Genomic DNA, 12,379 nt, shown 5'->3' with positions numbered 1-12,379 from the left:
CGCTGGGCCGGGCCGCCACCGGCCGCCTAGGTTCTAGGACTGACCCGGGGGTGAAACGGTTGCCGTGCGCGGATCCGTTCCCGGCGGGTCATGGTGTTGACCTATCGTACGGATCACCCAGCGGTACACCGCGCACCCCCCGACAAGCGAGCCGTGGCCTGAATGCACCGAACCTTGATCGTCACCAACGACTTCCCGCCCCGCCCCGGCGGCATCCAGGCCTTCGTGCACAACATGGCTGTACGTCAGCCCGCCGGGAGCATCGTGGTGTACGCCTCGACCTGGCGGGACGGCACCGAGGTGGCCCGCTTCGACGCCGAGCAGCCGTTCCCGGTGATCCGGGACCGGACGAAGGTGATGGTTCCCACACCGCGGGTCACCCGGCGGGCCGCCGAGATCCTGCGGGCGGAGAAGTGCGACTCGGTCTGGTTCGGTGCCGCCGCCCCGCTCGGGCTGATGGCGCCCGCGCTGCGCCGGGCCGGTGCGGCGCGGCTGCTCGGCATGACCCACGGGCACGAGGCCGCCTGGGCCCAGCTGCCGGCCGCCCGGCAGCTGCTGCGGCGGATCGGCGCGGGCACCGACGTGCTGACCTACCTGGGGGAGTACACCCGGTCCCGGATCGCGGGCGCGGTCGGGCCGCAGGCCGCGGCCCGGATGGTGCAGTTGCCGCCTGGCGTGGACGAGACGACCTTCCACCCGGGCTCGGGGGGCGCCGAGGTGCGTCGCCGGCTCGGGCTGGCGGACCGGCCGGTGGTGGTCTGCGTCTCCCGGCTGGTGCCGCGCAAGGGGCAGGACACGCTGATCGAGGCGATGCCGCAGATCCTCGCCGACGTGCCGGACGCCGTGCTGCTGATCGTCGGCGGCGGCCCGTACCGGGCGGACCTGGAGAAGCTGGCCGACGCCAGGGGAGTCCGGGCCTCGGTGCGCTTCACCGGCTCGGTGCCGTGGGAGGAGCTGCCCGCCCACTACGGGGCCGGGGACGTCTTCGCGATGCCCTGCCGGACCAGGCGCGGGGGGCTGGACGTCGAGGGCCTGGGCATCGTCTACCTGGAGGCCTCGGCGACCGGTCTGCCGGTGGTCGCGGGCGACTCCGGCGGCGCGCCGGACGCGGTGCTGGAGGGCGAGACCGGGTACGTGGTGCCGGGCGGCTCGGCCGCCGAGGCCGCCGAGCGGATCGTCCGGCTGCTGGGCGACGAGGAGCTGCGTCGGCGGATGGGCGAGGCCGGGCGGCGCTGGGTGGAGCGCTCCTGGCGCTGGGACCTGCTGGCCGGGCGGCTGACCTCGCTGCTGGCGGCCTAGACCGGGCTTGGGCACGTGAGCGGGCCCCGCCTCCCTCCGGGGAGACGGGGCCCTGCGGCTACTTCTGGTAGATCGCCTCGATGTCGGCGGCGAAGTCCTTCAGCACGAGGTTGCGCTTGAGCTTGAGGGAGGGCGTCAGGTGGCCGCTCTCCTCGGAGAACTCGGTGTCCAGCAGGCGGAACTTCTTGACCGCCTCGGCGTGCGAGACGGCCGCGTTGCCGTCGTCCACCGCGGCCTGGAGGGCGGCCAGCAGGTCCGGGTCCTGGCTCAGCTCGGCCACCGTGGCGGTGGCGGGCTTGCCGTTGAGCTCCTTCCACTTGGGGAAGAAGTCCGGGTCGACGGTGACCAGGCAGGCCACGAAGGGCTTGCGGTCGCCGACCACCATGACCTCGCCGACCAGCGCGTGCGCCCGGATGCGGTCCTCGATCACGGCCGGGGCGACGTTCTTGCCGCCCGCGGTGACGATGATCTCCTTCTTGCGGCCGGTGATGGTCAGGTAGCCCTCGGAGTCCAGCGAGCCGAGGTCGCCGGTGGCGATCCAGCCGTCCTTGAGGGTGTCGGCGGTGGCCTGCGGGTTGTTCCAGTAGCCGGTGAAGACGTGCGGGCCCTTGAAGAAGACCTCGCCGTCCTCGGCGATCCGCACCGAGGCGCCGGGGACCGGCTGGCCGACCGTGCCGATCTTCGGCTTGTCCCACGGGTTGAAGGCGGTGGCCGCGCAGGTCTCGGTCAGGCCGTAGCCCTCCAGGACGGTGAAGCCGATGCCCCGGTAGAAGTGGCCCAGCCGCTCGCCGAGCGGGGCGCCGCCGGAGATGGCGTGGGTGGCCCGGCCGCCGAGGGCGGCGCGCAGCTTGCTGTAGACCAGCTTGTCGAAGACCGCGTGCTTGATCCGCAGGACCAGGCCCGCGCCGCCGGCGTCCAGCGCCCGGCTGTAGGCGATCGCGGTGTCGGCGGCCTTGTCGAAGATCTTGCCCTTGCCGTCGGCCTGGGCCTTGGCGCGGGCGGTGTTGTAGACCTTCTCGAAGACTCTCGGCACGCCCAGGATCAGGCTCGGCTTGAAGGCGGCCAGCTCGGCGGTGACGTCCCTGATGTCGGAGACGTGGCCCAGCTTGATCGGCGCCATCGCGGTGGCGATCTCGGCGATCCGGCCGAGCACGTGGGCCAGCGGGAGGAACAGCAGGACGGAGCTGTCGCCGGTGCGGAACAGCGGGGCCAGGCGCTCCACCACGTTGCCGCACTCGGCGAGGAAGTTGGCGTGCGTCAGCTGACAGCCCTTCGGGCGGCCGGTGGTGCCCGAGGTGTAGACGATGGTGGCGATCGAGTCGGCGGTTGCGGTCGAGCGGCGCTCCTGCACCGTCTCGTCCGGGACGTCCTTCCCGGCCTCGGCCAGCGCGGCGATCGCGCCGCCCTCGATCTGCCAGGTGTGCTTCAGCCCGGTCAGCCGGCCGCGGACCTCGTCGACGACCTTGACGTGCTGGTCGGTCTCGGCGACGACGGCGACCGCGCCGGAGTCGCCGAGGATCCACTCGACCTGCTCGGCGGAGGAGGTCTCGTACACCGGGACGGTGATCGCGCCGGCCGTCCAGATCGCGAAGTCCAGCAGCGTCCACTCGTACCGGGTGCGGGACATGACGCCCACCCGGTCGCCCGGCTCGATGCCCGCGGCGATCAGGCCCTTGGCGGCGGCGTGCACCTCGGCCAGGAACTGCACCGCGGTCAACTCCTGCCAGCGGCCGTCCACCTTACGGCTGAGCACCGCGACATCCGGGTGCTCCGCTGCGTTCCGGTGCACAGGGTCGGAGAGATTACCGCCGCTGGGTACCTGGTAGAGAGCCGGAAGGCTGAAGTCGAGCAAGACTGCTCCTCGTTCGCGACGCTGCGGGACGGCAGGACGTTACTGCCCGGTAGGCAGCTTCGACCAGGGGGGTCGGCTCCGGTGTTCGAAGTGTCACACCCGGCCGGGTCCGACCAGGCCGTGACCGGGTCGTTCGAATGGCACCCTACGACAGCCCCGAGGTGACCGGCCGGTAGCATGCCCGGCCGACCGGCGCCGGGCCCCCGCCGAGCCGCGGCCCGCGCGGCCGAGCCGATCGCCGGTCGCGGTAGCCTGCTCCGGGCGGACAAGGCCGAGCACGCTCGACCGGACCGGCAGGCAGAGGGACGACGCGGAGGGCCATTCCATGGCGGAGCACACCAGGTCGAGCATCACCATCGACGCGACCCCGGCCACGGTCATGGCCGTGATCGCCGACTTCGCCGCCTACCCGGCCTGGACCGGCGAGGTCAAGGAGGTCGAGGTCCTGGAAGCCGGCGAGAACGGCCGCGCCGCCCAGGTCCGCCTGCTGCTCGACGCCGGCGCCATCCGCGACGAGCACGTCCTCGCCTACACCTGGGACGGCGACCGCGAGGTCGGCTGGACCCTCGTGCGCAGCCAGATGCTCCGCTCGCTGGACGGCTCCTACACGCTCGCCCCGCTCTCCGGCAGCCGCACCGAGGTGACGTACCAGCTCGCCGTGGACGTCAAGATCCCGATGCTCGGCATGATCAAGCGCAAGGCCGAGAAGGTCATCATCGACCGCGCCCTGGCCGGTCTGAAGAAGCGCGTCGAGGACGCCGACGGCAAGAAGCCCGTCCAGGGCTGACGCGGCGGAACGGGGGCCGACGGCATGACGGCGACACGCACCATCCTGGTCAGCGGCGACGCGGGCGCGCCCGTGGTGGCCGCCGCCACCGCCCTGCACGCCGCCCGGCGCGGCCACCGCACCTGGCTGCTGGCCGCCGACGACCCGCACCGCGCCCTGGACGGCGTCCTCGGCACCCGCCTGGAGCCCGAACCGGCCCGCTACGCACCCGGCCTGACCGTCTCCCGGATCGACGAGCAGGCCGCCTTCCGGTACGCCGCCGGCGAGCTCACCAGCCGGCTCAAGCCCGCCCTCGACCTGCTCGGCGCCGAGCAGCTCGACCCCGAGGAGCTGACCGCCCTCCCCGGCATCGCCCGGATCGCCCTGCTGCGCGCCCTGCCCGCCGCCGACCAGGACGTCCTGGTCGTGCTCGCCCCGCCGCCCGCCGAGCTGATCGCCACCCTCGCCCTGCCCGAGCAGTTGGAGCGCTACCTGGACCGGCTCGTCCCCGAGCAGCGGCAGGCGGCCCGGGCGCTGCGCCCGCTGCTGGCCGGCCTGGCCGGCGTGCCGATGCCCGCCGAGTGGCTGTACGAGGGGCGGACCAAGGCCGCCGCGGTGCTCGCCGAGTCCCGCGCCGCGATCGCCGCGCCCGGCACCAGCGTGCGCCTGGTCGTGCCGGCCGACGGCCACCCGTACCAGGAACTGGGCCGGATCCGGGCCGGGTTGGCCCTGCACGGCCACCGGCCGGACGCCGTCGTGGTGCACGGTGTGCTGCCCGAGGGCGCGGCCGACTCGCCGGACCCGTGGCTGGCCGCGCTGGCCCGCCGCCGCCGGGAGGAACTGGCCGAGCTCGCGGCCGAGACCGACGCCCCGGTGCTGGCCACCGGACTGGCCGAGGCCACCCTGGAGGCCGTCGCCGACCGCCTGTACGGGGACGGGCCCGGCCCGGAGCGGCTGGCCCCCGAGCCCTGGCCGGTCGAGGACCGCCTCGCCGAGGAGGGCCTGCTGGTCTGGCACCTCGCGCTGCCCGGCGCCGACCGGGCCGAGCTGGACCTCGTCCGGCGCGGCGACGAACTGGTCGTCGGCCTCGGCGCCCACCGCCGGGTGCTCACCCTGCCGTCCGCGCTGCGCCGCTGCACGGTGGCCGGCGCGAGCCTGCACGACGGGGCGCTCTCGGTGCGGTTCGCGCCCGACCCGGCGCTCTGGCCCCGGGGCTGAAGCCCTTTCGGGGTCCCTACGGGCTGTCCGGTAGCGTCGGGCCCGAGGGCCGCGGGGTGCGGCCACGGCCGAGGAGGCGCCCGCGATGACCAGCACCGACGACCGGACCGAGCCCACCGCCGAGCCGGGCGGCCCGCAGGCCCACCCGTTCGGGCCGGAGCTGGGCCCGCTGGTGGACGAGGTGCGCAAGCTCGCCTCCGCCGTCGGCCAGAAGGCGCAGGAGGCGAGCGCCGACACCCTGATCACCCTCTCCGGGCTGGCCGACCGGCTGCGCACCCAGCAGCCCGAGGTCTACTCCCACCTCGCCGCCGCCGGCTCCGGACTGGCCGCCGCGGGCACCGAGCTGCTGGCCGCCTACCGGGCCGCGGTGGCCGGCCACGAGCACCGCTGGACGGCCGGCGAGGGCGCCGCCACCGAGCGGATCGACCTCGACACGCCTGACGAGGCGTCCGCCAAGCAGTGAATCCGTAACCTTCGAACCGTGATCGCGTTGCTCTGGTGCGTGACGAAGCGGGCGATTAGATACGACTTTTGAAGCGTCACGGCCCGGTTGGTCCATGATTGTCTTCGGTTAATGTATGCGAGGCTGTGTACGGGGGGCAGGGTTGGGCGGTACCGTTCCGCCCAGCGGGAACGAGTGAATAGCTGAGGGACACATGGCTCTGACCATCGGCGTCGATGTCGGCGGGACCAAGATCGCGGCAGGCGTGGTCGACGAGGCGGGCGCGATCCTGGCCCGGACCAGGGTGCCCACCCCGGCCGACCCGCAGTGGGCGGTCGATGCCATCGCGCAGGCCGTGCGCGAGCTCAAGGAGCAGCACCCCGACGTCACCGCCGTCGGCGTCGGCGCCCCCGGCTTCGTGGACAGCAACCGTTCCACGGTGATCTTCGCGCCCAACATCGACTGGGAGAACGAGCCGCTGCGCGGCCGCATCGAGGAGCTCGCCGGCCTGGACACCGTCGTCGAGAACGACGCCAACTGCGCCGCCTGGGCCGAGTTCCGCTTCGGCGCCGCCGCCGACCACCAGGACATGGTGCTGATCACCGTCGGCACCGGCATCGGCGGCGGCATCGTCCTCGACGGCCGGCTGCACCGCGGCCGGTTCGGCGTGGCCGGCGAGATCGGCCACCTCAACATGGTCCCCGACGGCCTGACCTGCGGCTGCGGCGGCAAGGGCTGCTGGGAGCAGTACGGCTCCGGGCGGGCGCTGCGCCGCTACGGCCGGGAGAAGGCCGCCGCCGACCAGGTGCGCGGCCGGCGGATGCTGGAGCTCAACGACGGCGTCGCCGAGACCATCCGCGGCATCCACATCACCGAGGCGGCCGAGGAGGGCGACCCGCTCGCCCTGGAGTGCTACGCCGAACTGGCCGACTGGCTCGGCCGCGGCATGGCCGACCTCGCCGCGCTCTTCGACCCGGGCGTCTTCGTCCTCGGCGGCGGCGTCTCCGACTCCGGCCGCCTGCTGCTCGACCCGGTCGCCAAGGCCTTCGAGCACTACCTCACCGGCGGCATCCACCGCCCGCGCGCCGAGGTCGTGCTGGCCTCGATGGGCTCCGCCGCCGGCATCGTCGGCGCCGCCGACCTGGCCCGCACCGCGTAGCCACCCCCTGAACCCGCCGGCGGCGGTGCGACCGGACCCCGACCAACCCCGGACGCGCCGCCGCCGACGCACGCCCCCGGCCCTGCCGTACGGTCGTCCCACGCACCACGTACGGGGAGGACCAGGACCATGACCACGGCACCCGCCGAACCGCCGCCGCCCGGCCCGCGCCGGCTGCGCCTGCTCAGCTACAACATCCGCTCGCTGCGGGACGACCGGCAGGCGCTGGCCCGGGTGATCCGGGCCTGCGCGCCCGACCTGGTCTGCATCCAGGAGTCACCGCGCTACTGGCGGCCCGAGGGCCAGGCCGCCCGGCTGGCCCGGAACACCGGGACGGTCGTCCTGGCCGGCGGCGGCCGGACCGCCGCCGGGCCGCTGCTGCTCGGCCGGCCCGGGGCGACCCAACTGCTGGGCGTGCACGACCGGCTGCTGCCCAAGACCCGCGGCCTGCACGCCCGCGGCTTCGCCACCGCACTGCTGCGACTGCCCGGAACGGCGCCGTTCACCCTCACCAGCTGCCACCTCAGCCTGGACGCCGACGAGCGGTACGGCCAGTTCGAGCTGCTGCTCGACCAGCTCGGGATCGCCGAACGCGGCATCGTGGCAGGGGACTTCAACGAGCACCCGGACGGCAGGGGCTGGCAGCTGCTGGCCGGGCGGCTGCAGGACGGGTACCCGACCGCGCCCTGGGGCGGCGAGTTCACGTCCGTCCCCGAGCGCCCCTACCAGCGGATCGACGCCGTGTTCGCCACGCCCGGGATCACCGTCCTCGGCTGCGGGGTGCCGCACGGGCTGCCCGGCGTCACCGAGGCCGACCTGCGCGCCGCGACCGACCACCTGCCGGTGCTCGCGGTGCTGGAGCTGCCGGAGGTTCCCGACGGGGTCTAGACGACCGCGCCGTTGTCCGGGTCCTCGGGCTCGTCCTCGTCGCGGTCCTTCATCCGGGTCACCAGGGTGACGAAGCCGCCGAGGAAGGCGGTGATCCCGACCCAGGCCGGCCAGCCGGCGATCTCCCGCCACACCACCGCGTCGAACAGCAGCAGGGCGGGGCCGCCGAGCACCGCGAGCCAGGCGAACTTCGCGGTGACGTCGGCCGTCGGCAGCGGCGGGGGCTCCGGCGGGACGTAGTGGTCCTCGTCGCTCTCCTCGGCCAGTTCGAAGTCGCGCGGACCCGAGCTCGCCGCCGGCATCACCGGCCGACCGGAGCGGGGGCGGGGCTGCGGGGTGAGGTCGGCGAGGTCGTCCGGGTCGGTCCGGGAGCCGGGGGCGTCCTTGAAGCCGCCCTTCAGCTCGCTCTGGGCCCGGAGGTTCTCGACCTCCGGCCAGTTGGGGTTGGTGAGGTCCACGGGGTCGTCGAACTGCGCGACCAGGGCGGCGAAGATCTCGTCCTGCTCGGCCTGGCTGCGCTCGGGGGCGCGCCGGGTGCGGGGCTCCGCGGGCGCGGTGGCGTCCGGTTCGGCCGGGTGCCGGTCGGCGGCCGGTGCTTCGGCGGCCTCCGCGGCCGGGGCGGTGACGCCGTCCGCCCCCGGACGGTCCGCCGGGGCGCCGCTGTGCGCGGTGCCGTCCTTCGCTGTGCCGTCTTTCGCTGTGCCGTCCTCGCGGGGTGCCTCGTCCCCGCCGCCCGCCGTGCTGCTCTCGTGCACTTCCGGCCCTTCAGCCATGGTGATCGTCGGATTCGACCCCGGTGACGCCCACCGCGTGTGCGGGGGCCAGCCGTCGGATGAAGTCCTGGCTGGCCGCGAATATTTCCGCCGCGTCGTGGTCCAGCGTCGCGACGTGGAAGCTGCGCTGGCACAGCCGCTCCGTCACGTCGGTCGAGGATATCCGGGCCAGCACCAGTTCCGAGTTGGCCGGCGAGACGACGTGGTCCTGCGGACTGCGGAAGAGCAGCACCGGCTGGGTCACCTGCGGCAGCCGCCGTTGGACGTCCCGCCACAGCCGGCCCAGCGACCAGGCGGCGTTCAGCGGCGTCCGGTCGTAGCCCAGCTCGACCGTGCCGGGCTTGGCGATGTCGTCGGCGATCCCGGGCACGCTCGGCACGAGGTGCCGCAGCACCGGCAGCAGCACACTCGCGGGGTTGTCCGAGCGCACCGACGGGTTGACCAGCACCAGCCCGGACACCGCCGGACCGTGCAGCGCGGCCAGCCGCAGCGCCAGCGCGCCGCCCATCGACAGCGCGCAGACGAAGACCTGCTCGCACTCGGCGGAGAGCGTCAGCAGTTCGTGCTCGACCTCGGCGTACCAGTCCTCCCAGCGGGTGACCTGCATGTCCCGCCACCGGGTGCCGTGCCCGGGCAGCAGCGGCAGCGACACGCTGAACCCGGCCGCCGCCAGTTCCTCCGCCCAGGGCCGCAGCGACTGCGGCGACCCGGTGAAGCCGTGGCACAGCAGCACCCCCACCGGTCCGCCGCGGTGGCGGTACGGTTCGGCACCGGGCAGCAACGGCATGGCGGACTCCTTCGCGGGCGGGTGGCGCTGGGGGAGGGACGCTGGAGGGGGAGGCTGCGGGAATCCGCATCGTCCCACGGCCCCGCCCGGGACGTACACCCCTCATGGCGGCCTCCGCGCGGGCCGCACACCCCTCTCGGCGGCCCCCGTGCGAGTGCCTGCGGGAGTCCGACGGCGGCCCGCCGGGGCGGGGCGGGGCGCGGGCCGAGCCCACGGGGCATTAGGATCGACCGGTCCGCATAACAGGAGGCCCGGGTTGTTCTACCGACTGATGAAGATGATCGTCGCGCCACTGCTTCGGATCTTCTTCCGGCCGTGGATCGAGGGTGAGGAGAACATCCCCACCGAGGGCGCGGCCATCATCGCGAGCAACCACCTGTCCTTCTCGGACTCCTTCTTCTTCCCCGCGCTGATCAAACGCCGGGTGACCTTCATCGCGAAGGCCGAGTACTTCAACACCCCGGGCATCAAGGGCCGGCTGACCGCCGCGTTCTTCAAGGGCGTCGGCCAGCTGCCGGTGGACCGCTCGGGCGTGCGCGGCGCGGGCGAGGCCGCGATCCGCAGCGCCATCGCGGTGCTGGACGGCGGCGAGCTGTTCGGCGTCTACCCCGAGGGCACCCGCTCGCCCGACGGCAAGCTGTACCGCGGCAAGGTCGGCGGCCTGGCCCGCGTCGCGCTGGCCACCGGCGCGCCGGTCATCCCGGTCGCCATGATCGATACCGAGAAGGTCCAGCCGCCCGGTCAGGTGATCCCCAACTTCGGCACCCGCCCCGGCATCCGGATCGGCCGCCCGCTGGACTTCTCCCGCTACCACGGCATGGAGAACGACCGCTTCATCCTCCGTTCGGTGACGGACGAGGTGATGTACGAGATCATGCGGCTCTCCGGCCAGGAGTACGTGGACATCTACGCAACCGCCGCCAAGCGGCAGATCGCCGACGACAAGAAGAAGGCCGACGCCGAGCGCAAGGCCGCCGCCAAGGCGGAGAAGGCGGAGGCGGAGGCCGAGAAGGCCGCCGCCGACAAGGCCGCCGCGACGGAGCAGGCCGAGCAGTCCGAGCAGTCCGGGCAGGAGCCGAAGGAGACCGGGTCGGCCTGACGGCCGCGGGCACGGCCCAGGGGAGGGGCGCAAGGATGACGGACGGCGAGAGAACCGGGGCAGTCGGCGGCGCGGTCGCGGCCGGGGGCATGTCCGTCGAACTGCCGTTGTGGAAGGCCATCTCCTACTTCCGGGTGCTGGCCCTGTGCTACGCCCTGCTGCGCTACCTCAACTCGTACCTGGACTTCCTGCACCCCGTCGCCGGCTGGATCTTCCTCGGCACGCTCACCCTCTGGACGCTCGCCAGCACCCGGGCCTTCGCCGGCCCGCAGCGCTGCACCTGGTACGTGCTCGGCGCCGACCTCACCCTCGCCGTCACCGGCATCGTGATGAGCGGCCTGACCGACGACCCGGTACGGATCAGCCACGGCGCGCCCACCCTGCCGACCATCTGGGCCGCCGGCACGGTGCTCGGCTTCGCCGGCAAGGGCGGCTGGCGCTGGGCGGCCGCCGCGGGCACGGTGATCGGCGTCGCCAACATCCTCGGCCACGGCGGCCCGACCGGCGACAACATCCACAACATCATGCTGCTGATGGTGGCCGGCTGCGCCATCGGCTACGTCATCGAACTGGCCCGCGCCAGCGAGGCGACGCTCACCCGGGCGCTCCAGGTCGAGGCGGCCACCCGGGAGCGCGAGCGGCTCTCCCGGGACATCCACGACGGCGTGCTCCAGGTGCTCGCCCTCGTCCAGCGCCACGGCGCCGAACTCACCGCGCGGCCGGCCGAGGGCGCCGCGGCTGCGGCCGGTGGACGCCCGGGCGGCGACGCCGACTTCGCCGAACTCGGCCGACTGGCCGGCGAGCAGGAACGCGCCCTGCGGGCGCTGATGACCGGCGGCCCGATCCCGGGGCAGCGTCCGCAGGAGTGCGGGGCCGGGGAGCCGCAGGACCTCACCGCGCTGCTGCGCCCGTACGCCGACGAGCGGATCACGCTGTCCGCCCCCGGCGGGCCGGTGCTGCTGCCCGCCGGGGCGGCCGGCGAACTGGCCGCGGCGGTCGGCGCCGCCGTCGACAACGTCCGCCGGCACGCCGGGGAGCGGGCCCGGGCCTGGATCCTGGTGGAGGACGAGCCGCAGGCCGTCACGGTCAGCATCCGCGACGACGGCCCCGGCTTCGCCCCCGGCCGCCTCGGCGAGGCGGAGCGGGCCGGGCGGCTGGGCGTCTCCCAGTCCATCCGCGGCCGGCTGCTGGACCTCGGCGGCACGGCCGAGCTGTACTCGGCGCCCGGAGAGGGCGTCGAGGTCGAACTCCGTGTCCCGAGGAAGGGCTCTGATGACCGATCAGCCGACGACTGACCGGCCGATACGGGTGATGGTCGTGGACGACCACCCGATGTGGCGCGACGCCGTCTCGCGGGACCTCGCCGAGGCGGGGCTGGACGTGGTGGCCACCGCGGGCGACGGCGAGGAGGCCGTCCGCCGGGCCCGCGCCTGCTCGCCGCAGGTCGTCGTGCTGGACCTCAACCTGCCCGGTCTGCCCGGCGCCGAGGTGTGCCGCCAGGTGGTCGCGCAGGATCCGGCGGTGCGGGTGCTGGTGCTCTCGGCCAGCGGCGAGCACCAGGACGTGCTGGAGGCGGTGAAGTCCGGCGCGACCGGGTACCTGGTCAAGTCGGCCGGGCGGGAGGAGCTGCTGGACGCGGTGCGGCGCACGGCCGTGGGCGACGCCGTGTTCACCCCGGGCCTGGCCGGCCTGGTGCTGGGCGAGTTCCGCCGGCTGGCCGCCGAGCCGGCCCCGGCCTCCGCGCCGGCCGTCCCGCAGCTGACCGCCCGGGAGACCGAGGTCCTGCGCCTGGTGGCCAAGGGCCTGTCGTACCGGCAGATCGCGGACCGGCTGGTGCTGTCGCACCGGACGGTGCAGAACCACGTCCAGAACACGCTCGGCAAGCTGCAACTGCACAACCGGGTGGAACTGGTGCGGTACGCGATCGAGCAGGGGCTGGACGACGACATCTGACGGTTCCGGCGGGTCCGGCCGCGTCGGCGATCCCGCGTGCGGCGGCGGGCCGTCCAGGCTCGCGCTGTTCGGGAAGATGCTCTTCTCGGAACGGACCGGGGTGTCGATGGTGCTGTTGAAGCCGAACTTCTCGGCCTGCGCCC

12 protein-coding genes are annotated in these 12,379 nt (G+C 74.1%); 9 read left to right on the top strand and 3 right to left on the bottom strand.

Going from position 1 to position 12,379, the window contains the following annotated elements; all coding sequences use genetic code 11:
* Positions 1-162 precede the first annotated feature (162 nt).
* Positions 163-1,299 carry a glycosyltransferase family 4 protein gene (locus AB0R04_RS35225; RefSeq protein WP_363377762.1) on the top strand — a complete coding sequence of 379 codons (1,137 nt, stop codon included), beginning with the start codon at positions 163-165 and terminating at the stop codon, positions 1,297-1,299.
* A gap of 58 nt (positions 1,300-1,357) precedes the next feature.
* Here AB0R04_RS35225 and AB0R04_RS35220 read toward each other — a convergent pair whose 3' ends face one another.
* Positions 1,358-3,151, bottom strand: a complete 1,794-nt coding sequence (locus AB0R04_RS35220; protein ID WP_363377760.1) for a long-chain fatty acid--CoA ligase — start codon at positions 3,149-3,151, stop codon at positions 1,358-1,360.
* 325 nt (positions 3,152-3,476) lie between these two features.
* On the opposite strand from AB0R04_RS35220, the gene AB0R04_RS35215 reads away from it, so the two are divergent.
* From AB0R04_RS35215 to AB0R04_RS35195, 5 genes are all read left to right on the top strand, one after another.
* On the top strand, positions 3,477-3,938 hold the full coding sequence (locus AB0R04_RS35215) for an SRPBCC family protein (protein ID WP_063347271.1): 462 nt from the start codon (positions 3,477-3,479) through the stop codon (positions 3,936-3,938).
* Positions 3,939-3,962: 24 nt separating this feature from the next.
* Positions 3,963-5,135 (top strand): ArsA-related P-loop ATPase, encoded by a 1,173-nt coding sequence (locus AB0R04_RS35210; RefSeq protein WP_363377758.1) that lies wholly within the window; start codon positions 3,963-3,965, stop codon positions 5,133-5,135.
* Positions 5,136-5,220: 85 nt separating this feature from the next.
* Entirely contained in the window at positions 5,221-5,598 is a 378-nt protein-coding gene (locus AB0R04_RS35205) for a DUF5304 family protein (RefSeq protein WP_350884427.1), read from the top strand.
* Positions 5,599-5,791: 193 nt separating this feature from the next.
* Positions 5,792-6,736: an ROK family glucokinase gene (locus tag AB0R04_RS35200; protein ID WP_063347268.1), complete on the top strand. Its 945-nt coding sequence runs from the start codon at positions 5,792-5,794 to the stop codon at positions 6,734-6,736.
* Positions 6,737-6,865: 129 nt separating this feature from the next.
* Positions 6,866-7,624, top strand: a complete 759-nt coding sequence (locus AB0R04_RS35195; protein ID WP_363377755.1) for an endonuclease/exonuclease/phosphatase family protein — start codon at positions 6,866-6,868, stop codon at positions 7,622-7,624.
* Here the strand turns inward: AB0R04_RS35195 and AB0R04_RS35190 are convergent.
* Both AB0R04_RS35190 and AB0R04_RS35185 read right to left on the bottom strand, forming a co-directional pair.
* Positions 7,621-8,379 carry a hypothetical protein gene (locus AB0R04_RS35190; RefSeq protein WP_363377753.1) on the bottom strand — a complete coding sequence of 253 codons (759 nt, stop codon included), beginning with the start codon at positions 8,377-8,379 and terminating at the stop codon, positions 7,621-7,623. The two genes, AB0R04_RS35195 and AB0R04_RS35190, sit on opposite strands and share 4 nt — an antisense overlap.
* Before the next feature lie 10 nt (positions 8,380-8,389).
* On the bottom strand, positions 8,390-9,184 hold the full coding sequence (locus tag AB0R04_RS35185; protein WP_363377751.1) for an alpha/beta fold hydrolase: 795 nt from the start codon (positions 9,182-9,184) through the stop codon (positions 8,390-8,392).
* A 256-nt stretch (positions 9,185-9,440) separates the two neighbouring features.
* Here AB0R04_RS35185 and AB0R04_RS35180 point away from each other — a divergent pair, with 256 nt between their 5' ends.
* The 3 genes from AB0R04_RS35180 to AB0R04_RS35170 are packed head-to-tail and all read left to right on the top strand — an operon-like array spanning position 9,441 to position 12,236.
* The gene (locus AB0R04_RS35180) at positions 9,441-10,283 is read left to right on the top strand and encodes a lysophospholipid acyltransferase family protein (protein WP_363377749.1); all 843 of its coding nucleotides are present in this window, start codon (positions 9,441-9,443) and stop codon (positions 10,281-10,283) included.
* A 35-nt stretch (positions 10,284-10,318) separates the two neighbouring features.
* Positions 10,319-11,578 (top strand): DUF5931 domain-containing protein, encoded by a 1,260-nt coding sequence (locus AB0R04_RS35175; RefSeq protein WP_363377747.1) that lies wholly within the window; start codon positions 10,319-10,321, stop codon positions 11,576-11,578.
* Positions 11,556-12,236: a response regulator transcription factor gene (locus AB0R04_RS35170; protein ID WP_063347264.1), complete on the top strand. Its 681-nt coding sequence runs from the start codon at positions 11,556-11,558 to the stop codon at positions 12,234-12,236. Before AB0R04_RS35175 ends, AB0R04_RS35170 begins: the two co-directional genes overlap by 23 nt.
* Positions 12,237-12,379: the final 143 nt, after the last annotated feature.

The sequence above is a fragment of the Kitasatospora sp. NPDC056731 genome (genome assembly GCF_040687675.1).
Taxonomy (GTDB): domain Bacteria; phylum Actinomycetota; class Actinomycetes; order Streptomycetales; family Streptomycetaceae; genus Kitasatospora.
This window is presented reverse-complemented; position numbering and strand designations above follow the sequence as displayed.

Coding starts and splice junctions, on each gene's coding strand:
- AB0R04_RS35225 (WP_363377762.1), top strand. CDS start 163: ATGCACCGAACCTTGATCGTCACCAACGACTTCCCGCCCCGCCCCGGC.
- AB0R04_RS35215 (WP_063347271.1), top strand. CDS start 3,477: ATGGCGGAGCACACCAGGTCGAGCATCACCATCGACGCGACCCCGGCC.
- AB0R04_RS35210 (WP_363377758.1), top strand. CDS start 3,963: ATGACGGCGACACGCACCATCCTGGTCAGCGGCGACGCGGGCGCGCCC.
- AB0R04_RS35205 (WP_350884427.1), top strand. CDS start 5,221: ATGACCAGCACCGACGACCGGACCGAGCCCACCGCCGAGCCGGGCGGC.
- AB0R04_RS35200 (WP_063347268.1), top strand. CDS start 5,792: ATGGCTCTGACCATCGGCGTCGATGTCGGCGGGACCAAGATCGCGGCA.
- AB0R04_RS35195 (WP_363377755.1), top strand. CDS start 6,866: ATGACCACGGCACCCGCCGAACCGCCGCCGCCCGGCCCGCGCCGGCTG.
- AB0R04_RS35185 (WP_363377751.1), bottom strand. CDS start 9,184: ATGCCGTTGCTGCCCGGTGCCGAACCGTACCGCCACCGCGGCGGACCG.
- AB0R04_RS35175 (WP_363377747.1), top strand. CDS start 10,319: ATGACGGACGGCGAGAGAACCGGGGCAGTCGGCGGCGCGGTCGCGGCC.
- AB0R04_RS35170 (WP_063347264.1), top strand. CDS start 11,556: ATGACCGATCAGCCGACGACTGACCGGCCGATACGGGTGATGGTCGTG.